Source organism: Psychrilyobacter atlanticus DSM 19335 (assembly GCF_000426625.1).
GTDB classification, from domain to species: domain Bacteria; phylum Fusobacteriota; class Fusobacteriia; order Fusobacteriales; family Fusobacteriaceae; genus Psychrilyobacter; species Psychrilyobacter atlanticus.
In genome coordinates, this window is the sequence record NZ_KE384548.1 from 174,318 (window position 1) to 196,726 (window position 22,409).

Below are 22,409 nucleotides of genomic sequence, written 5' to 3' on the forward strand. Positions count from 1 at the left end.
AGTCTCTCGCTAGGAGAAGCCTCTTCTTTCTTTTTAGCAGCAGTATACTTATTATCTATATATCTTATCCAAGCTGGGATAAATTTTGGATCATAAGGTTTAGATGTTTTTAATTTTGTTTCTTGGATTCTTTCTAGTTCATCCTTATAGTTAGTATAAGTTTCAGTAAAAATTGGATCAGTAATATCTTTTACCGGATATTTCTTTAAACCTGGAAAATTTCTGTCTAAAGTTTCATTCCAAAAATCAACTCTGTCTTTTTCAAGTGCCAAGAAGAAATCTACATCTCCTTCGAACCTAATTTCTCTAATTCTGTCCCCTATTTCTAACTTTCTGATAACACCGAGGTCAGCATCGGAGATAACTTCTCCGAATACTGTATGTTTCTGATTTAACCAGTCAGCGGCATACATTGTCATGAAAAATTGAGAACCACCAGTATTAGGACCTGCATTTGCCATAGCCAGCATACCTGTCTGGTAGAAATCTAACCACTCTACAAATTCATCTTCAATTTGATAACCAGGGCCACCTAAACCAGTTTCTAAAGGGTCTCCTCCTTGAGCCATAAAGTTATCTACAACTCTATGGAACTTTAGGTCATCATAAAAACCTCTTTTAGCTAGGTTTATAAAGTTTGCTACTGTAACAGGAGCAGCTTCAGGATAAAGATAGAAGTTGATATCTCCTTGAGTAGTAACTATTGTTGCTTTGATATTATTGATTTTTGCGACTTCTCCGGCTCTCATGGCTCTTCTGATAGATGAGCACCCTCCTAAAACTAGAAGTAGGAGGAGTGCAGAGATAAGTGATATTTTTTTCATGTGTATACCTCCGAATTTTAGAATTATTTTAAGTTAGGGAAATCTTTAGCTAACTCTGTGTTTAATTCAGCTAAAAGTTCCTTGTTTGCTTCTAAAAATGCATCTACATCTCCAGTGATTTCAATAGTTTCTATGATATCATTTTGAGCTACTTTGTTAACTACATCTTGATCTTCAGAAGATACAACTTCTCCGAAGATAGTATGCTTATGGTTTAACCAAGTAGTTTCTGTATGAGTGATGAAAAATTGAGAACCGTTTGTATTTGGACCAGAGTTAGCCATAGCTAAGATTCCAGGCTTATTGAATACTAATTCTTTTACGAATTCGTCTTTGAAGTTATATCCAGGGCCACCCATTCCTGTACCTTGTGGGCATCCACCTTGAATCATAAAGTCAGCGATAACTCTATGGAATTTTAACTTGTTGTAGTACCCTTTTTTAGATAAGTTTACGAAGTTAAGTACTGTAAATGGTGTTTCATTTGGAAATAATTTTATGTTGATATCTCCCTTATTAGTTTTGATCTTTGCAATTAAATTTGTGTTTGACACGATTGTTGCCTCCTTTTGTATTGTAGTTGCATTTTTTACGTTGTTTGCTCTTCTTTTCATTACAAAAAATATGATGATTAATATAACTATCACATTTATTGCTATTTTAGTTCCTGTATTCATATCGAAATATACCTCCATTTTAACATAGTAATTTGACTTGTGCAATATCTAGTAAAAACTAGATTAATCCATGTTTTTTACTGTTAATATTAGTAATTTTATTTGTTTTTCATTTCGGTACTGAAAACTTTTTTAAGTTCTTCTTGAGATATAGTCCCATAGATATCGTAAGTCCATTTTTTTACCAACGATTCCTTTAATCCGTCCAATGCTGTTTTACACTGAATAGTTTTCTTTTCTAAGACACTCCATTTACTCCTAACAACAACTAGTTGATCTAAGATATTCATTTGATCATCCTCTTGGATAGCGTCTCTCAGCTCTGCTTCTAGTTTTCCTTCGTTGTCTAAGATGATATCGGCTTGCTTTAACAAATTTTCCATCTTTGTTTCTAATTCTTTGATCTGATATTTAAATAATTTCTCAACAGCTTCTGCACCAGATTTACCACTTAGCTTTTCTCTTTTTTCCACCTCATCCAAAATATAGTCAATGTTGATATTGTGAAGTTTCATGATATCATTGACAATTCCCATTAAAGATTCTATTTTTTTATCATCTAGATCGTCTAGATTTTCTGAGATGTCGTTGGAAAATTCAAGATATAATTTTTCATACTTAGGAATAAACTCCAACTTAACTTTCTGCATCCCGTCATAGTCATCTAAATTTTGATAGTTTTGATAGTCTTTGTCCATCTTCATCAAAACTTTTAATATCACTTCACTGGCAAATTTTTTAAATTCTTTAATTTTTTCTAATTTCATATTTAAATTATCCTCCTACTTTTATTGATTACTTACTCTTTGTTATATTTCTTGCGGCTAAGATTCCAGTTGATATCGCAGCCTGGATATTATATCCTCCAGTATCACCGTCAATATCCATGATCTCACCTGCAAAATAAAGTCCTTTAACCAGTTTGGATTCCATAGTTTTAGGGTTGATCTCCTTTAAGTTTATTCCGCCGTTAGTAGCCATTCCTATATCGATACCACCCAATTTAGTTATTTCATATTGATAATCGGTGAGAAGTTTTCCGAGATTATCTCTCATTTTTTTAGTTAAGCTGGAGATCTTTATACATTCACATATTTCAGCTTCAAAAAGCATATTTTTTATAAATCTTTCAGGTAAATTATAGGTATTTAAAAAAGTTTTAGTTAAATTTTTGCCATGAGCATTGGTATATTCGATGAAATCTTCCTTGAATTCTTCTGCAGTCATATCTATAAAATTAAATGAAATTTGATTTCCTTTTTTCATATATCTCGAGTTATCTAAAATTCCCGGGCCGCTTAGGTTTTTATGGGTAAATAGTATGTCTCCCTTGGAAGAGTTTATTTTTTTATCCCTGTCAAAGACACTGATCGATATATCTTTAAAAGAGATTCCTGCTAGTTCAGTAAATGGATAATCCCTTATGTATACCGGTGTAAGACATGGTTTTGGTTCTACTATTTTATGGCCTAAAGTTTTTGCAAACTTGTACCCCTGTCCATCGCTCCCTGTTTGAGGGAATGTGATTCCACCAGTAGAAAGTAAGATGTTTGTAGAGTTGAAATCTCCTAAACTGGTATTTAAATTAAAGTTATCATTGTGTGTTATAGATAATACTTCACACTCTTCTATTATATCAACACTGTATTTCTTACACAGGGTATAGAGGAGCTCTACAACGTCTACAGATCGTTTGGTTATAGGAAATATTTTACCATCTTCCCTAGGAACTAGTTCTAACCCGTTATCTTTAAAGAAACTTTGCAGATCTTGGGGAGAATATTTATAGATTGCTGTTCGTAAAAATTTACCGTGATCTCCATATTTGGTTAAAAAATCTTTAACTTCTCCAGTATGGGTTATATTGCACTGGCCTGAACCGGCAACCAATATTTTTTTTCCCATCCTATTTTTTTTTTCTAAAATTGCAGTTTTTATCCCAAAGCTTCCTGCGTATATTGCAGAAAATATACCAGCGGGACCACCACCTACAACTATATATTCATATGTTTTCATAAGTACTTCCTTTTTTATAAATTATATTTAGATTATATAGTATATCACAATAGATAAATAAATTTATAATTAATCTTTAAAAATATTTATAAAAAAATGTTGACACTTTATTTAAAATAGGTTATCATTATTTTGTAATGAATACAAATTTGAAATTAAAATAAAACAAATTGAAAATATAAGGAGTGAAGTGAAATGGCAAAAATGAGATGTACAGTATGTGGGGAAATATTAGATGCAAATATTGAAGTCTGTCCAGTATGTAAAGCTGGAAAGGATAAATTCGTAGCTTATGATGAGAATGCAACTGAAGAGTGGGCAACTGAACATAAGTTAGGAGAAGGATTAGCTTGTGGAGATGCAGAGATTATTGAAGGATTAAAAGCTAACTTTGCAGGAGAATGTACAGAAGTTGGTATGTACTTAGCAATGTCAAGAGTAGCAGACAGAGAAGGGTATCCTGAAGTAGCAGAAGCATACAAGAGAATTGCATTTGAAGAGGCAGAACATGCAGCTAAATTTGCTGAGTTATTAGGAGAAGTAGTAACTAACTCAACAGAAGAAAACTTAAGATTAAGAGTAGCAGCAGAATATGGAGCTACATCTGGTAAATTTGAAATTGCAAAAAGAGCTAAAAAATTAGGATTAGATGCAATTCATGATACAGTACATGAGATGGCTAAAGATGAAGCTAGACATGGAAAAGCTTTCAAAGGTTTATTAGAAAGACATTTTGAAGGAAAATAATTAACCCTGTAAAATAATTTTAAAATAAAAGAAAACGACTATATTATTCCTTTTGGAATTTAGTCGTTTTTTTATTTTTTATGTCACCCATATATAAGGTAAGTTTTACATGGAATAAAAGTGGTGTTTTACCCCGTAAAAGTTTATAAATACCTTCATTTTTAGCCGTATTTCCTGGTTTTTTTGAGATTTTTTTTTAAAAAAATAAAAGAAAAACAAAAAAACTCTTGACGTAGAATAATAAGTGCGGTATACTTCTTCTTGTCCGCGAGGGAAACCGAACGAGACAGAGAAGGACATTGAAAGTTGAATAGAGAAAGAAAGTGTAAATTAAAAACTCAATTGTCGTTTAAAACTTTGTTTTAAACAATCGATTAAGGTGTACAGTGGAAAGAACCACTATAAAAATATATTATCTTTTAATAGATAGCTAAACTTCATTTATGAAGTTAGGATATAAATTTGAATGTAGAGTTTGATCCTGGCTCAGGATGAACGCTGACAGAATGCTTAACACATGCAAGTCGACTGGAATTCTTCTTCGGAAGATAGTACGGTGGCGGACGGGTGAGTAACGCGTAAAGAATTTGCCCTTCAGACCGGGACAACTAATCGAAAGGTTAGCTAATACCGGATATTATGAGACCTTGGCATCAAGGACTTATGAAAGCTATATGCGCTGGAGGAGAACTTTGCGTTCCATTAGGTAGTTGGTAGGGTAATGGCCTACCAAGCCGACGATGGATAGCCGGCCTGAGAGGGTGAACGGCCACAAGGGGACTGAGACACGGCCCTTACTCCTACGGGAGGCAGCAGTGGGGAATATTGGACAATGGACCAAAAGTCTGATCCAGCAATTCTGTGTGCACGATGAAGGTCTTCGGATTGTAAAGTGCTTTCAGGTGGGAAGAAGAAAGTGACGGTACCACCAGAAGAAGCGACGGCTAAATACGTGCCAGCAGCCGCGGTAATACGTATGTCGCAAGCGTTATCCGGAATTATTGGGCGTAAAGCGAGTCTAGGCGGCTTGTTAAGTCAGATGTGAAAATGCGGGGCTCAACTCCGTATTGCGTTTGAAACTGGCAGGCTAGAGTACTGGAGAGGTGGGCGGAACTACAAGTGTAGAGGTGAAATTCGTAGATATTTGTAGGAATGCCGATAGTGAAGACAGCTCACTGGACAGATACTGACGCTAAAGCTCGAAAGCGTGGGGAGCGAACAGGATTAGATACCCTGGTAGTCCACGCCGTAAACGATGTTCACTGGGTGTAGGGGGTCGAACCTCTGTGCCGAAGCTAACGCGATAAGTGAACCGCCTGGGGAGTACGCACGCAAGTGTGAAACTCAAAGGAATTGACGGGGACCCGCACAAGCGGTGGAGCATGTGGTTTAATTCGACGCAACGCGAGGAACCTTACCAGCACTTGACATACAACGAACTCGTCAGAGATGACTTGGTGCCGCTTCGGTGGAACGTTGATACAGGTGGTGCATGGCTGTCGTCAGCTCGTGTCGTGAGATGTTGGGTTAAGTCCCGCAACGAGCGCAACCCCTATCGTATGTTACCATCATTAAGTTGGGGACTCATGCGAGACTGCCTGCGACGAGCAGGAGGAAGGTGGGGATGACGTCAAGTCATCATGCCCCTTATGTGCTGGGCTACACACGTGCTACAATGGTTGGTACAGAGAGCAGCAATACCGCGAGGTGGAGCAAATCTCAGAAAGCCAATCTTAGTTCGGATCGCAGTCTGCAACTCGACTGCGTGAAGTTGGAATCGCTAGTAATCGCGAATCAGCAATGTCGCGGTGAATACGTTCTCGGGTCTTGTACACACCGCCCGTCACACCACGAGAGTTGGTTGCACCTAAAGTAGCAGGCCTAACCTTTATGGAGGGATGTTCCTAAGGTGTGATTAGCGATTGGGGTGAAGTCGTAACAAGGTATCCGTACCGGAAGGTGCGGATGGATCACCTCCTTTCTAAGGAGCACTTTATGAGGTCAGTTTACTGATCTATATAAAGAATATTTACATACTTCTTTCTCTATATGACTTTTATATTCCTTATATACGCCTATAGCTCAGCTGGTTAGAGCGCACGCCTGATAAGCGTGAGGTCGGTGGTTCGAGTCCACTTAGGCGTACCATTTTGGGGATATAGCTCAGTTGGGAGAGCGCCGCACTTGCACTGCGGAGGTCAGCGGTTCGACCCCGCTTATCTCCACCAAAACAATTTGGACATTGAAAACTATATAATAATGAAATAATAAATTAACAATTTTATTAGATCTTCAAGTTATGTGAGAGCATAACGATAATTAACGAAGAGTTAGAAATAACTGAACGTAAATTAGATTTCAAAAATTCTAAAAACAAATTAAGCAAAAAATATTAAAATTCTATTTTAATAATAGGTTAAGAAATTAAGGGCGCACGGAGAATGCCTTGGTAGTAAGAGCCGATGAAGGACGTGATAAGCTGCGATAAGCTAAGACAAGCTGCAATTGAGCGTAATAGTCTTAGATTTCCGAATGGGTAAACCTACTAGTTTGAAGAACTAGTGTGGAAACGGGAACCGGATGAACTGAAACATCTAAGTAATCCGAGGAAGAGAAAGTAAAAACGATTCCCTAAGTAGCGGCGAGCGAACGGGGAAGAGCCCAAACCGAACAAGTGTGATAGCATGCAGGCGTTGCTTGTTGGGGGTAGTGGGATACAAAGTAGCAGATCTGCAAAGTCTGCGCTTGACTAATCAAGGTACTAGAATGAACTGGAAAGTTCAACCGTAGAAGGTGATAGTCCTGTATAGGGAACTTAGATTAGAGAGTCATTGTAATCCCAAGTAGCACGGGACACGAGAAACCCTGTGTGAATCAGCGAGGACCATATCTCGTAAGGCTAAATACTCTTACTAACCGATAGTGAATAGTACCGTGAGGGAAAGGTGAAAAGAACCCCGGGAGGGGAGTGAAATAGAACCTGAAACCGTGTGCTTACAAGCGGTCAGAGCAGAGCCTTCGGGCGTGTGATGGCGTGCCTTTTGGAGAATGATCCTGCGAGTTACGATCAATGGCGAGGTTAAGTATAACGGAGCCGAAGGGAAACCGAGTCTGAATAGGGCGAATTAGTCGTTGGTTGTAGACGCGAAACCTGGTGATCTATGCCTGTCCAAGATGAAGCTGTGGTAAGACACAGTGGAGGTCTGAACCCACCGTCGTTGAAAAGCCGGGGGATGAGGTAGGTATAGGGGTGAAAAGCCAATCGAACCAGGAGATAGCTCGTTCTCTCCGAAATGCATTTAGGTGCAGCCTTGATTGTTTAAATATGGGGGTAGAGCACTGAATGGTCTAGCGGGCATATTGCTTAGCGAAATCAATCAAACTCCGAATACCATATTTCAAGAGATCAGGAGTGAGACTATGGGTACTAAGATCCATGGTCAAAAGGGAAACAGCCCAGACCACCAACTAAGGTCCCAAATTATATCTAAGTGGGAAAGGAGGTGGAGATTCTGAAACAACCAGGATGTTGGCTTAGAAGCAGCCATACATTTAAAGAGTGCGTAATAGCTCACTGGTCGAGAGTCTCTGCGCCGACAATGTAACGGGGCTAAGATATAAACCGAAGTTGTGGAGTATACACTATGTGTAGACTGGTAGGAGAGCGTTCCGTAGGCCGTTGAAGGATAAGGGGTAACCCAATCTGGAGGTATCGGAAGTGAGAATGCAGGAATGAGTAGCGAGAAAGAGGGTGAGAATCCCTCTCGCCGGAAAACCAAGGTTTCCAGAGTAAAGCTTGTCTTCTCTGGGTAAGCCGGGACCTAAGCCGAGGCTAGATTGCGTAGGCGAATGGAAAGCAGTTTAATATTACTGCGCCACTATAATTTGTTTGAGAGATGGAGGGACGCAGAAGGGTATGTGCGCAGACTGTTGGATATGTCTGTGTAAGCATGTAGGATGGAACCGCAGGAAAATCCACGGTTTTAGATCTGAGGTGTGATGCGGAGTGTTTGTAATGAACACGAAGGTACAAATCCCACGCTGCCGAGAAAAGCTTCTATTGAGAATTATAGTGCCCGTACCGTAAACCGACACAGGTGGTTAGGATGAGAAATCTAAGGCGTACAGGCTAACTCTCGCTAAGGAACTCTGCAAAATGGCCCCGTAACTTCGGGAGAAGGGGTGCCATTAAAGGTGATAGAAACACGCGTTCTTGAGCTTTTGATGGCCGCAGTGAAGAGATTCGAGCAACTGTTTAGCAAAAACACAGGTCTATGCTAAGCTGAAAGGCGATGTATATGGGCTGACACCTGCCCAGTGCCGGAAGGTTAAGAGGAGGGTTTAGCGACTCAAATTGAAGCCCCGGTGAACGGCGGCCGTAACTATAACGGTCCTAAGGTAGCGAAATTCCTTGTCGGGTAAGTTCCGACCTGCACGAATGGTGTAATGACTCGAATGCTGTCTTGGCGGGAGGCCTGGTGAAATTGTACTACCGGTGAAGATACCGGTTACCTACAGTAGGACGGAAAGACCCCGTGGAGCTTTACTATAGCTTGGTATTGGGTTGAGATGTTATGTGTATAGGATAGTTGGGAGACTGTGAATGTGTGGCGCTAGCTGCATATGAGTCGCTGGTGGAATACCAACCATATAACATTTTGATTCTAATCTGTGATGTGTAATCATGGAGACAGTGCTAGGTGGGTAGTTTGACTGGGGCGGTCGCCTCCGAAAGAGTAACGGAGGCGTTCAAAGGTTCCCTCAGGTTGGATGGAAATCAACCGAAGAGTGCAATGGCATAAGGGAGCTTGACTGTGAGATAGACACATCGAGCAGGTGCGAAAGCAGGACATAGTGATCCGGTGGTTCCGAATGGAAGGGCCATCGCTCAACGGATAAAAGCTACCCCGGGGATAACAGGCTGATTTTGCCCGAGAGTCCATATCGACGGCAAAGTTTGGCACCTCGATGTCGGCTCATCGCATCCTGGGGCTGGAGAAGGTCCCAAGGGTTGGGCTGTTCGCCCATTAAAGCGGTACGTGAGCTGGGTTCAGAACGTCGTGAGACAGTTCGGTCCCTATCCACTGTAGGCGTAAGAATATTGATGAGATCTGTCCTTAGTACGAGAGGACCGGGATGGACAAACCTCTAATGTACCAGTTGTCATGCCAATGGCATAGCTGGGTAGTCACGTTTGGAATGGATAACCGCTGAAAGCATCTAAGCGGGAAGCCAACTCAGAGATAAGTATTCTATCATTGATAAGTCACCTTCGAGACTAGGAGGTTGATAGGTTGGGGGTGTAAGGGCTGTGAAGTCTTTAGCTGACCAATACTAATATGACGAACACTTTACCTAAAGTAAAATTGATTTAGAAGAAAAGAGTTAATTTATTTCAATATTCTTAATTTACGAAAGTAAATTTTAGAGATATTGGTGATGCCCTTTACGGGTAGTAAAAACATTATTATATAGTTTTGAATGTTTAATAACAATTAAATATTTATAGTTCAGTGGCTCAATTGGTAGAGTAACGGTCTCCAAAACCGTGGGTTTAGGGTTCGAGTCCCTACTGGACTGCCATAAGAAATTTTATCCGGATATTTTATTCGGATTTTTTTTATTTACAAAATAAAAAAAAGATATTCCCTACACTAGGCAGAGATATCTTTTTTATGGTTACATATTTTGCAAGGGATATATCCCTCTTTTTTAGCTATGTCTAAAGGAAGTTCAGACATAGTATCGTTATAATATCGACATTTTTTGGTGTGGTATTTTTTTGAATGAGGTGATACAAATACATGGTCTATCTTGTTATTCTTTAGATCATTTTGGATCTTTTCTTTTAAAACTTCCTTATTTTTCATTGCAAGTTCATCTTTTTCATTGATTGTTTCATGAGAATCTTTTGTTTTAGATCCTTTGAGTAAAAAAATAATAATAACAACTCCGATCAATATGTAAAATCCAATCATAATCTATCACACTCCTCAATTATAAAAATGTATTATTCTATTACAAGTATGCTATATTATTCAAGGAAAACCAAATTTTTTTTATGAAGACGACGACTATTTATTGCTTTTTAAAAAATCTTATGGTATAGTATCCTCAAATAGAACAATTATAATTCCTCAACATAGGAGGAAGTGGGGGAATGAAATGAGGTATAAGACGAGGTTATTAAAAATAAAAAAAGAAATTAATCAATAGTCCTAAGTCCGCATTGGAATAAGTGTGTACTTAGGATTTTTATTTTAAGGAGGCAGAATGAAAACAGATATTCAAATTGCTCAGGAAGCGAAGATACTCCACATTAAAGAGGTAGCGGCGAAGATAAATTTATCGGAAGATGACTACGATCAATATGGAAAACATAAAGCAAAATTAAATTTAGAGATATTGAAAAAAAACAGTGATAAAAAAGACGGGAAATTGATCTTAGTAACAGCAATTACCCCTACACCAGCAGGAGAAGGTAAATCTACAGTTACTGTAGGTCTGACTCAGGCTATGAACAAGTTAGGAAAAAATTCTGTAGCAGCCCTGAGAGAACCATCTCTTGGTCCTGTCTTTGGAATGAAAGGGGGAGCCACTGGTGGTGGACATTCCCAGGTAATTCCAATGGAAGATATAAATCTACACTTTACAGGAGATCTTCATGCAATAGGAGTGGCACATAATCTTATCTCAGCATGTATAGACAATCACATAAAACATGGAAATAAACTGGATCTAGATGTTACTAAGATAGCTTTTAAAAGGGTTATGGATATGAATGACAGATCCCTAAGAAATATAGTAATTGGAATGGGTGGAATTGCCAATGGGATTCCTAGAGAAAATTCATTTCAAATAACTGTAGCTTCTGAGATAATGGCTATCCTTTGTTTATCAGAATCTATAATGGATCTGAAAAACAGAATCAGCGAGATAGTATTTGGATTTGACAGAGCAGGAAAACCACTAAAAGTAAGTGATTTAAAGATAGAGGGGGCTATAACAGCTCTTCTAAAGGAAGCAATCAAACCAAATTTAGTTCAAACATTGGAGAATACCCCAGTAATAATTCATGGTGGTCCATTTGCCAATATAGCTCATGGGTGTAACTCATTATTAGCTACTAAGATGGCTCTTAAATTATCTGATTATGCAATAACAGAAGCTGGATTTGCAGCAGATTTAGGAGCAGAAAAATTCTTGGATATAAAATGTAGAAAAGGTGGATTAAAACCTAACGCTGTAGTTGTTGTAGCCACAGTAAAAGCTCTTAAGTTACATGGCGGAGCAAATCCTAAAGAATTGAAAAATGAAAATTTGGATGCTTTAACTAAGGGAATAGAAAATTTAGATAAGCATATAGAAAATATGAAAAATTTTGGACTGCCAGTTGTGGTAGCTATAAATAAATTTGTTACAGACAGTGAAGCAGAATTAAACTTCATTAAAACTCATTGTGAAAAACTAGATGTGCCGGTAGCTCTATGTGATGTATGGGCTAATGGTGGAGATGGTGGAATAGAACTAGCCAAACTAGTGATAGATGAAATTGAAAACAAGGAAAATAATTTTAAATATCTCTATGAAACAGAAGAGACTATTGTGGAAAAGATAGAAAAGATAGTAAAAAATATCTATGGTGGAGATGGAGTAATATTTACACCTAAAGCTAAAAAGATGATAAAAACATTAAACGAATATGGATACGATAAATTACCGATCTGTATGTCAAAAACTCAAAAGTCTATCTCAGATGATCCTAAATTGATGGGAAGACCAAGTGGATTTACCGTTACAATAAATGAATTAAGATTATCAGCAGGAGCAGGATTTATAGTAGCAATGGCTGGAAGTATCCTAGACATGCCGGGACTACCAAAAATACCTTCGGCAGAATTGATCGATATAGATGAAGATGGAATAATCTCTGGATTGTTCTAAAAAAATTAAATAAACTTATATATACCCATAATATGGTTGGGAGTCTCTACGGTTTGCCTTAAATAAACCGCTATAAGTAAATGAAAGTACTTGGATAGATCCGGGGGCTATTTTTACTTATTAAAAATAGTCCTCGGATTTTTGTTATTAGTAAGGAAATTATATTTATTCATAAAAATTAGGAGGAGTCATGAATCACCGTGTCTATGTAGAAAAAAAAGAAAAATTTGCTGTAGAAGCTAAAAAATTAAAAGCTGAATTAAAGGAAAATTTAAATTTAGCTCATTTGGAAGAGGTCAGAATAATAAATATATATGATCTTTTCAATGTAAAAAGAGATGAAATATCTACAATAAAAGAAGTGGTGCTTTCAGAAACTGTAGTAGATTTTACCTACGATACTTTAGATTTAAAGGATAAAAAATATTTAGCTGTAGAATTTTTACCTGGTCAATTTGATCAGAGAGCAGACTCAGCCATCCAGTGTATAAATTTAATTTGTGAAGAGAGTCAGGATATATCAGTAAAAACAGGAAAAGTGCTTATCTTTTCTGGAAAACTCTCACCTGAAGATATGGAGAAAATAAAAAAATATTATATAAATGAAGTCGAGATGAGGGAAAAAGACTTATCTAACATGGTAGAAGATGAGATAACTCCTCCAGAGGAAGTGGAGATTTATAGGGATTTTAACTCTTACACTGAGATCGAGTTGGAAAATTTTAGAAAATCTTCTGGCTTAGCTATGACTACAGCAGACATAATGCACATTCAAAAATACTTTAAGGAGGAAGAGGGAAGGAATCCTAGCGAAACTGAGATAAAAGTATTGGATACTTATTGGTCAGATCACTGCAGACATACTACTTTTGAGACTATATTAGAAAAAATTACCTTACCTAAAGGTAGATTTGAAGAGAGTCTGCAATCAACATTTAATGAATACTTGGAAAGCAGAAGAGATGCCCACGGAGCAAGGATAGAGAAAAAACCTATGACCCTTATGGACATGGCTACCATATCAGCAAGAGAGATGAGAAAAAATGGTCTTTTAGATGATTTGGAAGTATCGGAAGAGATAAATGCCTGTTCTGTATACATAGATGTGGATATAAAAAAAGATGGGAAAAAGCAGATAGAAAAATGGTTATTGATGTTTAAAAACGAAACTCATAATCATCCTACTGAGATTGAACCATTTGGAGGAGCTTCTACTTGTATAGGAGGAGCAATAAGAGATCCATTATCTGGGAGATCATACATATATCAGGCTATCAGAGTGACAGGATCGGCGAATCCATTGGAAAAATTAGAGGAGACTTTACCTGGAAAACTATCTCAGAGAAAGATAACGACAGGTGCAGCTCATGGTTATTCATCTTATGGTAATCAGATTGGTGTGGCAACTTCCCATGTAGCAGAGATATATCATCAAGGGTATAAAGCTAAAAGGATGGAAGTAGGAGCAGTAGTTGCAGCTACCCCAGCAAGTAATGTACGTCGTGAAACTCCAAATCCTGGGGATAAGATAATCTTACTCGGAGGGAAAACTGGTAGAGATGGATGTGGAGGAGCTACTGGTTCATCTAAAGAACATGATATCAACTCTATAACTACTTGTTCAGCTGAAGTTCAAAAAGGAAATGCTCCAGAAGAAAGAAAGATACAGAAATTATTTAGGAATCCAGAGGTAACTAAATTGATTAAAAAGTGTAATGACTTTGGTGCTGGAGGAGTATCGGTAGCAATCGGAGAACTAGCAGATGGATTAATAATAAATTTAGATAAAGTACCTGTGAAATATAGGGGATTAAATGGTACAGAATTGGCTATCTCTGAATCGCAAGAGAGGATGGCAGTGGTAGTAGAAGATAAGGACGTAAAAAAATTCTTGGAATTGTCTGATATCGAAAACTTAGAAGCAGTAGAGGTAGCAGTGGTTACAGAGGAAAGAAGATTGATAATTAACTGGAAGGAGAAATCCATAGTAGATATCAGCCGTGATTTCTTGGATACCAATGGTGTCACTGGATATATGGATATAGAGGTAGAAGCACCAACTTCAGAAAGTCCGATGGAAACTCCTAATACAAAAGGCTCAACACTGGAAGAAAAAGTTATGAACAGGATAAGTTCACTCAATGTAAGTTCTCAAAAGGGACTTATGGAGATGTTTGACTCAACAATTGGAGCGGGGACGGTACTTATGCCATTTGGTGGAAAATATCAGCTTACTCCTACAGAGGGATCGGTTCACAAGATACCACTACTGGAGGGAACGACAGATACAGCATCTGCTATAACTTGGGGATATAATCCATTAATTACTAAATGGTCACCGTATCATGGTGGAGCTTATGCAGTGGTAGAATCATTGGCTAAGATAGTAGCTATGGGTGGAGATTACAGAGGAGTGAGGTTATCATTCCAAGAGTACTTTGAAAAATTAGGATCTAATCCTAAAAAATGGGGTAAACCATTTGCTGCATTACTGGGAACACAATACATAATGAAAAACTTTAACATTCCTGCCATCGGTGGTAAAGATAGTATGAGTGGAAGTTTTAATGATATAGATGTACCGCCTACATTGATCTCATTTGGAGTAACGAAGGTTCTGGCTTCTAATGTGATCTCACCGGAATTAAAAGGTAGCGGGAATAATCTATACCTAATCAAACACAATATGAATAAAGATCTCATGCCTAATCTAGAAGAGTTAAAAACTAACTTTGAATATATCCATGAAAATATAAAGGATAAGAAGATCATCTCTGCAATGACCATAAAAGCTGGAGGAGTAGTTGAAGCTATCTCTAAGATGAGTTTTGGAAATATGGTAGGAGCTAAGATTTCAATGAAAGAAGATGAGTTGTTTAAAATGGGATATGGATCGATCCTAGTTGAAACTCCACATATTTTAGAAGATGATAATACACTCTTAATAGGGGAAACAATCCCAGCTAAGGAATTAATCATAAATAATAAAATAATTAAATTAGATGAATTATTAACTAAATGGAAGGGGACTTTAAATGAAATATTCCCTGAAATAGTAGAAGGAAATTCAATTGAAGACGAAAATCTAGAGATTGAAACTTGTGAGAAAAAAGATCTAGTAAAACCCAAGGAAAGGATAGAAAATCCAAGAGTATTTGTACCAGCTTTTCCTGGAACTAACTGTGAATATGATTCTATGAAAGCCTTCGCTAAGGAAGGAGCACTGCCATTTACAATGACATTTAGAAACTTAACTATGGATCATATAACAAAATCTATAGATGAGATGGTAAATCATATAGATAACTGTGAAATTCTAATGTTACCTGGAGGATTTTCAGCAGGAGATGAACCAGAGGGGTCAGCTAAATTTATAGCAACTATCTTAAGAAATGAAAAGATAAAGAAAGCGGTAGAGAGATTATTAGGTAGAGACGGATTGATCTTAGGAATATGCAATGGATTCCAAGCACTTGTAAAATCTGGACTACTACCTAATGGAGTAATCGGAGATTTAGATGAGAATTCTCCTACCTTGACTTATAACGACATCAATAGACATATATCAAAAATAGTAACAACTAAGGTTGTATCTAATAATTCACCGTGGTTCAGTGATATTGAAGTAGGATCAAAACACCAAATAGCTGTATCTCATGGAGAAGGAAAATTTGTTGTAGGGGAGGAAAAACTGAAAGAATTAATAGAGAATGGTCAAATAGCCACTCAATATATTGACTTAGATGGGAACCCGACCAATCATGGAGAGTATAATCCAAATGGATCTGTCTATGCAATCGAAGGAATAACTTCTAAAGATGGAAGGATTTTCGGTAAGATGGGACATTCTGAGAGAACAGGAGAAAATTTATATAAAAATATCATAGGAGATAAGGAACAAAATATCTTTAGAAATGGTGTGAATTATTTCAGAAACAGATAATTGTATCAGATTTCATGTCTGCCAGGGGTAGATATATAAAATAAAAGCAGGATATTGGCGGAATAAAAAATATTTTTATATAAAAGGAGAGAAATTATGAAGGTAGCTATTATATTTGGAAGTAAATCGGATACAGATGTTATGAGAGGGGCAGCAAATTGTCTGAGAGAGTTTGGGATTGAATTTGAAGCACATGTATTATCAGCTCATAGAGTTCCGGAAAAATTGGTAGAAACATTAAAAAGATTGGAAGCAGAAGATACACAAGCAATAATTGCAGGGGCAGGATTAGCAGCACACCTGCCGGGAGTGATAGCTTCTAAAACGACGCTGCCAGTTGTAGGAGTACCTATAAGAGCAGCATTAGATGGAATGGATGCACTACTATCAATTGTACAGATGCCAAAATCTATCCCAGTAGCTACAGTTGGAATCAATAATTCCTATAATGCAGGGATGTTAGTGGTGCAGATATTAGCACTGAAATACCCTGAAGTTCAGGAAAAATTAGTGAAATTTAGAGAAAATATGAAGAAAAATTTCATTGCAGACAATGAAAATGGAGTAGAATTATAAAGAAGTTATAAGCTAATAGTTAAGAGCTGATAATAGAATTAGTAGACGTTGAGACTAGGTTGAATATATAGGCTGAATCATACAGGGTTTGTATGATTCATGATAAAAAATTTAATTTGAATAAAATCGGAGGCTGAAGATGGAAAAGAGAGAATTTATATATGAAGGTAAGGCTAAACAAATATATGCTACAGACAATGAGAACTTGGTAATAATTCATTATAAAGACGATGCTACTGCTGGAAATGGAGAAAAAAAGGGGATAATCTCTAATAAGGGAATGATAAATAATGAGATCACAACTATCTTATTTGAAAATTTAGAAAAAAATGGTATCAGAACTCATTTTCAAGAAAAATTAAATGAGAGAGATCAGTTATGTGAAAAACTGGAAATCTTTCCATTAGAAGTAATAGTAAGAAATATAATAGCCGGGTCAATGGCTAAAAGGGTAGGAATTGAAGAGGGAACTAAACCTGAAAATACTATCTTTGAAATATGCTATAAAAATGATGAATTTGGTGATCCACTTATTAATGACCATCATGCAGTGGCTATGGGGTTAGCTACATACGATGAATTAAAAAAGATCTATGAGATTACAGGAAAGATAAATACTCTATTACTTAAAGCCTTTGGAGATGAAGGGATAGACTTAGTGGATTTTAAAATTGAATTTGGAAAAAATGCTGCTGGAGAGATAGTTTTAGCTGATGAAATTTCACCAGATACCTGCAGATTATGGGATAAGGCTACAGGACAAAAACTAGATAAAGATAGATTCAGAAGAGATTTAGGGAGTATAGAGGAAGCATACATCGAGATATTAAAAAGACTAGGAGCAAAATAATGGTTGTATATAATGAATCAGAGAAGATGGAAGAAGAATGTGGTGTATTTGGAATTTATTCCAAAGAAGATAAAAAAGACATAGCAGGACTTATCTACTATGGGTTGTGTTCATTACAGCACAGAGGACAAGAAAGTGCAGGAATGAGTATATCTAAAGATGAAAAGATAAAAACCTATAAGGGCCAGGGACTGGTTTCAGATGTATTCTCAGAAACAACTTTAAAAGAAACGGTAGGAAATGTAGGGATAGGTCATGTTAGATACTCTACAGCTGGTGGATCATGTGAGGGGAATGCACAGCCACTCCAAAGACATTCTAAATTAGGAGATATAGCTGTGGCTCACAATGGAAACCTTATCAACCCTATGATAATCAAAGAATTATTGGAAGATGCAGGGGTGGCATTCCAAACTACTACCGATTCAGAAGTTATTATAAATATGATGGCTAGAAGGTCTAAAAACGGATTGAAGTCAACATTGGTAGATACCATATCAGCTATAAAGGGATCTTTTGCTCTAGTAATAGCTGTACAAAATAAATTGATTGGAATAAGAGATCCATATGGGATTAGACCACTCTGCATGGGTAAGTTAGAGGATGGAAGTATTGTACTGGCATCTGAATCATGCGCTTTAGACTCTGTAGGAGCAGAATTAATAAGAGACATAAATGCAGGGGAGATAGTAATAATAGATGAAAATGGTGTAGAAGCGATCAACTATAACGAACAATCTCACAAAGCACCTTGCTCATTTGAACATATTTATTTCGCTAGACCAGATTCTGTGATAGATGGATTGGATGTATATAAAAGCAGATATGAAACAGGGGTAAAACTATGGGAACAGGGGAAGATCGAAGCAGATATTGTTATAGGTGTCCCGGATTCCGGGCTGCCGGCAGCTCAAGGATATGCAATAGCTTCAGGGATACCATTTGTGACTGGGTTAGTAAAAAATAAATATATAGGTAGGACATTTATAAAACCATCTCAGGAACTTCGTGAAAGAGCTGTAAGGGTAAAATTGAATCCAATTAGATCTATGATAGAGGGGAAAAGAGTTGTAGTAATAGATGATTCATTGGTTCGTGGGACCACAAGTAAAAAATTAATAGAGATGTTGAGGGGTGCAGGAGCTACAGAGGTTCACTTTAGATCTGCCAGCCCAGCAGTGATGCACCCATGTTATTTTGGTGTAGATATAGCATATAGGAAGGAACTTTTAGCTGCAGAGATGTCTGTAGATGAGATATGTGAATATATCGGTGCAGATAGTCTGGATTTTTTAAAGTTAGATAATTTAACTAATACTTTGGGAAGTAAAAGTTTCTGTATGGGATGTTTTAACGGAATATATCCCATGTCTACAGTAGCGAATATGTAGTTTGTTGTTACTTTTTTCTTGAAATAAAAGTAACCAAAAATTCAAGATTCTATAAAAATCACTATTACATAGTGAATGAAATTATAAAAAATCAGACCGCAAGGGTCTTCACCATAACTCTATAAAATTTATTTTATAAATTTAAGAGTTGTGAGAGAGTCGATTACCTCAGAAAAAATATAAATAATTAAAAAAATTATATTTTTAAAATCGTCCGTTTTATAAATTTTATCTTCATATTACATTACATAATTTTTATAATATCATCAAAAATAAAAGAACATAGATCAGAGATTAAATCTGTGTAATCTGTGTCAAAAAGGGAGTGTAGAGATGTCAACAATTTCATATAAAGATGCAGGGGTAAATAAGGAAGAGGGATACAAGTCAGTAGGACTAATGAAGGATTTAGTAAAGAAAACACATAATAAAAGTGTACTTACCGGCTTAGGCAGCTTTGGTGCAATGTATCAATTGGGACAAATGAAAGACCCAATATTAGTATCTGGAACAGATGGTGTAGGAACTAAATTGGAGATAGCATTCAAAACTAAAACCTATGACACTGTAGGAATTGATTGTGTGGCTATGTGTGTAAACGATGTATTGTGTCATGGAGCTAAACCACTATTTTTCTTAGATTATATGGCTTGTGGAAAGTTAGATGCAGATGTCGCGGCGACACTTGTAAGCGGAATAACAGAAGGTTGTTTACAGTCTGATGCGGCATTGGTTGGTGGAGAGACAGCAGAGATGCCTGGATTTTATAAAGATGGAGATTATGATATAGCCGGATTTACAGTGGGAGTAGTTGAAAAAGAAGATCTTATAGATGGATCGAAGATAGAAGAGGGAGATACAATCATAGCATTGCCTTCATCAGGGGTGCACAGTAATGGATTTTCACTGGTAAGAAAATTAGTAACTGACTATGATACTAAATATGAGGATAAAACAATAGGAGAGGAACTGCTTACTCCTACAAGAATATATGTAAAACCTATCTTAGAACTTATTAAAAAGCATAGGATAAACGGTCTGGCTCACATGACTGGTGGGGGAATAATTGAAAATTTACCTAGAGTAATACCAGCAGGATTAGAAGCTATCGTTGATAAATCAGCAATAAAGATACTTCCTATCTTTAAATATCTAATGTCACTGGGAGTAGATGAATCTGAGATGTGGGGAACATTTAACATGGGAGTAGGATTTGTAATAATAGCTAATTCTAGTGAAAGAGATGGAATAATCAAAACTTTGGAGGAGCTTGGAGAGGCTCCATATGAGATAGGAACTATATCTAAGGGAGATAATGGAATATGTTTAAGATAGCAGTTTTAATATCAGGTGGTGGAAGTAATTTACAATCCATAATTGATACTGTCTCTACATCAAAAGTAGAATATGAGATATCATGCGTTATAGCAGATAGGGAATGTTATGGTATTGAAAGGGCAAAACAAAATAATATAGTGACAAAAATATTTGATAGAAAGGTATTAAAAAAAGATATTTCTAAAAAGATAGATGGATATTTAGGAGATCACGTAGATCTAGTGGTTTTAGCAGGATTTTTATCGATCCTGGATGAAGAATTTATAAATAATAGGAAGGGGAGGATAATAAATATCCATCCTTCCCTCCTGCCTAAATTTGGTGGGCCTGGAATGTTTGGGATGAGAATTCACCGGGCAGTAATAGATGCTAAAGAATCTGAATCCGGCTGTACAGTTCACTATGTAGATGCAGGTATAGATACAGGAGAGATAATAGAGCAAATAAATGTAAAAGTTGACCCAAAAGATACCGCAGAGATTTTACAAAAGAAAGTATTGGTGGAAGAGCATAAATTGTTGCCAAAGGCTATTGAGCAGGTACTATATAATTTAAAATAAAAAGTTGTAAAAAGCACATAGGAGGATATACAAGTGAAAAGAGCATTGATATCAGTTTTTGATAAAACAGGAATAGTGGAATTTGCAAATTTTTTAATATCGCAAGGGGTGGAGATAATCTCTACAGGTGGAACCTACAGACATTTAAAGGAAAATAATATAGCTGTATTAGATGTAGCAGAAGTAACACAGGCAGAAGAGATGTTAAATGGAAGGGTAAAAACTCTGCACCCAATCATCCATGGGGGTATCTTGGCTGTTAGAGATAATGAGGAGCACATGAAAACTTTAGAGGAGAGAGAAATTACTACAATAGATATGGTAATAGTTAATTTATATCCATTCTTTAAAGAGGTACAAAATGATATTTCATTTGAAGCGAAGGTAGAATTCATAGATATCGGCGGGCCTACAATGCTCAGATCTGCTGCTAAGTCATTTAAAGATGTAGTGGTAATTTCTAATACTTCTGATTACAATGTAGTAAAGGAAGAGATGAAAGCAGGAGAGGTCACTTTCGAAACTAAGAAGAGGCTGGCAGGAAAAGTATTTAATCTGACATCAGCCTATGATGCAGCTATATCTAACTTCTTATTAGAAGGAGAGATGCCGGAATATTTGAGTACATCTTATGTTAAGAAGATGGATTTAAGATATGGTGAAAACCCACATCAAAATTCTGCTTACTATGTATCTACAACTGAAAATGGAGCTATGAAAGATTTTGAACAATTAAATGGAAAGGAGTTATCTTTTAATAATATAAGAGATATGGATGTGGCATGGAAAGTAGCCAATGAATTTGAAGTACCTGCATGCTGTGGTCTGAAACATTCAACACCTTGCGGGGTTGGAATTGCAGAAAATATCTATGATTCATATATGAAGGCATATGACTGTGATCCTATTTCTATATTTGGAGGGATAGTAGCTTTTAACAAGAAGGTAGATGGTAAAACAGCTGAGGAGTTAAAGAAAATATTCTTGGAAATAGTAATTGCTCCTGACTTTACAGAGGAAGCGTTAACAATATTAAAGGCAAAGAAAAACTTAAGAATAATAAAGGCATATCAAAAACCATGTGATAAGATAGAGTATGTAAAGGTAGATGGTGGTATCTTAGTACAGGACAGGGATACTGCATTCTCTGATGATTTTAAAGTAGTAACTGAAAAATCTCCTACAGAATCAGAGATGACAGACTTAGTGTTTGGAATGAAGGTAGTAAAACATGTGAAGTCCAATGCCATAGTAGTAGTAAAAGATGGGATGGCTAAGGGGATAGGAACTGGAGAAACCAATAGAATATGGGCTACAAAACAAGCTATTGAAAGAGCCGGAGATGGTGCAATCTTAGCATCAGATGCATTTTTCCCATTCAGAGATGTAGTGGATGCCTGTGCAGCAGCAAAAATTGGCGGGATAGCCCAGCCTGGTGGATCAATAAGAGATCAAGAATCTATAGATGCATGTAACGAACATGGGATATCTATGGTACTTACAGGGATAAGACATTTTAAACATTAAAAAATAAGTGATAAAT

General features: G+C 36.8%; 13 protein-coding genes, 3 tRNA genes, 2 rRNA genes, 1 pseudogene and 1 riboswitch. Of the genes and pseudogenes, 14 read left to right on the forward strand and 5 right to left on the reverse strand.

Annotated features, from left to right (window positions below; all coding sequences use genetic code 11):
• Positions 1–47: 47 nt before the first annotated feature.
• The 4 genes and pseudogenes from K337_RS18485 to K337_RS0112500 all read right to left on the reverse strand — a co-directional run.
• Positions 48–824, reverse strand: a pseudogene (locus K337_RS18485) (peptidylprolyl isomerase); the annotation flags it as partial.
• A 23-nt stretch (positions 825–847) separates the two neighbouring features.
• A complete protein-coding gene (locus K337_RS18490; RefSeq protein WP_037029900.1) occupies positions 848–1,501 on the reverse strand; it encodes a peptidylprolyl isomerase in 654 nt (217 codons plus the stop codon).
• Between the two features lie 98 nt (positions 1,502–1,599).
• Positions 1,600–2,268, reverse strand: coding sequence for a hypothetical protein (locus K337_RS0112495; RefSeq protein ID WP_028856909.1), 669 nt, complete (start codon positions 2,266–2,268; stop codon positions 1,600–1,602).
• Between the two features lie 28 nt (positions 2,269–2,296).
• Complete coding sequence (locus K337_RS0112500; protein WP_028856910.1) at positions 2,297–3,517, reverse strand: BaiN/RdsA family NAD(P)/FAD-dependent oxidoreductase; 1,221 nt, start codon at positions 3,515–3,517, stop codon at positions 2,297–2,299.
• A 195-nt stretch (positions 3,518–3,712) separates the two neighbouring features.
• Here K337_RS0112500 and K337_RS0112505 point away from each other — a divergent pair, with 195 nt between their 5' ends.
• From K337_RS0112505 to K337_RS0112530, 6 genes are all read left to right on the forward strand, one after another.
• Entirely contained in the window at positions 3,713–4,264 is a 552-nt protein-coding gene (locus tag K337_RS0112505; protein WP_028856911.1) for a ferritin family protein, read from the forward strand.
• A gap of 463 nt (positions 4,265–4,727) precedes the next feature.
• A 16S ribosomal RNA gene (locus tag K337_RS0112510) occupies positions 4,728–6,245 on the forward strand.
• 90 nt (positions 6,246–6,335) lie between these two features.
• Positions 6,336–6,412, forward strand: a tRNA-Ile gene (locus K337_RS0112515).
• A gap of 4 nt (positions 6,413–6,416) precedes the next feature.
• Positions 6,417–6,492: transfer RNA gene (locus tag K337_RS0112520), tRNA-Ala, on the forward strand.
• A gap of 186 nt (positions 6,493–6,678) precedes the next feature.
• Positions 6,679–9,622, forward strand: a 23S ribosomal RNA gene (locus K337_RS0112525).
• The 16S and 23S rRNA genes sit together here with 3 tRNA genes alongside, the layout of an rRNA operon.
• A gap of 149 nt (positions 9,623–9,771) precedes the next feature.
• Positions 9,772–9,847 (forward strand) — tRNA-Trp (locus K337_RS0112530).
• 71 nt (positions 9,848–9,918) lie between these two features.
• Here K337_RS0112530 and K337_RS0112535 read toward each other — a convergent pair.
• Entirely contained in the window at positions 9,919–10,242 is a 324-nt protein-coding gene (locus tag K337_RS0112535) for a hypothetical protein (protein ID WP_028856912.1), read from the reverse strand.
• A gap of 295 nt (positions 10,243–10,537) precedes the next feature.
• On the opposite strand from K337_RS0112535, the gene K337_RS0112540 reads away from it, so the two are divergent.
• The 8 genes from K337_RS0112540 (at position 10,538) to purH (ending at position 22,393) form a co-directional block, all read left to right on the forward strand.
• Positions 10,538–12,208, forward strand: a complete 1,671-nt coding sequence (locus K337_RS0112540; RefSeq protein ID WP_028856913.1) for a formate--tetrahydrofolate ligase — start codon at positions 10,538–10,540, stop codon at positions 12,206–12,208.
• Positions 12,204–12,301, forward strand: a riboswitch (purine riboswitch). Its footprint overlaps the gene before it by 5 nt.
• Before the next feature lie 97 nt (positions 12,302–12,398).
• Positions 12,399–16,151: a phosphoribosylformylglycinamidine synthase gene (locus K337_RS0112545; RefSeq protein WP_028856914.1), complete on the forward strand. Its 3,753-nt coding sequence runs from the start codon at positions 12,399–12,401 to the stop codon at positions 16,149–16,151.
• A gap of 93 nt (positions 16,152–16,244) precedes the next feature.
• Complete coding sequence (gene purE / locus K337_RS0112550) at positions 16,245–16,727, forward strand: 5-(carboxyamino)imidazole ribonucleotide mutase (RefSeq protein WP_342663222.1); 483 nt, start codon at positions 16,245–16,247, stop codon at positions 16,725–16,727.
• A gap of 139 nt (positions 16,728–16,866) precedes the next feature.
• Positions 16,867–17,577 (forward strand): phosphoribosylaminoimidazolesuccinocarboxamide synthase, encoded by a 711-nt coding sequence (gene purC / locus K337_RS0112555; protein WP_028856916.1) that lies wholly within the window; start codon positions 16,867–16,869, stop codon positions 17,575–17,577.
• The gene (gene purF, locus K337_RS0112560; RefSeq protein ID WP_028856917.1) at positions 17,577–18,968 is read left to right on the forward strand and encodes an amidophosphoribosyltransferase; all 1,392 of its coding nucleotides are present in this window, start codon (positions 17,577–17,579) and stop codon (positions 18,966–18,968) included. The genes purC and purF overlap by 1 nt, the downstream gene beginning before the upstream one ends.
• A gap of 333 nt (positions 18,969–19,301) precedes the next feature.
• Positions 19,302–20,303, forward strand: coding sequence for a phosphoribosylformylglycinamidine cyclo-ligase (gene purM / locus K337_RS0112565; protein WP_037029902.1), 1,002 nt, complete (start codon positions 19,302–19,304; stop codon positions 20,301–20,303).
• Entirely contained in the window at positions 20,291–20,866 is a 576-nt protein-coding gene (gene purN, locus K337_RS0112570; protein WP_028856919.1) for a phosphoribosylglycinamide formyltransferase, read from the forward strand. Before purM ends, purN begins: the two co-directional genes overlap by 13 nt.
• Positions 20,867–20,899: 33 nt before the next feature.
• On the forward strand, positions 20,900–22,393 hold the full coding sequence (purH, locus tag K337_RS0112575; RefSeq protein WP_028856920.1) for a bifunctional phosphoribosylaminoimidazolecarboxamide formyltransferase/IMP cyclohydrolase: 1,494 nt from the start codon (positions 20,900–20,902) through the stop codon (positions 22,391–22,393).
• The last annotated feature ends 16 nt before the right edge of the window (positions 22,394–22,409 follow it).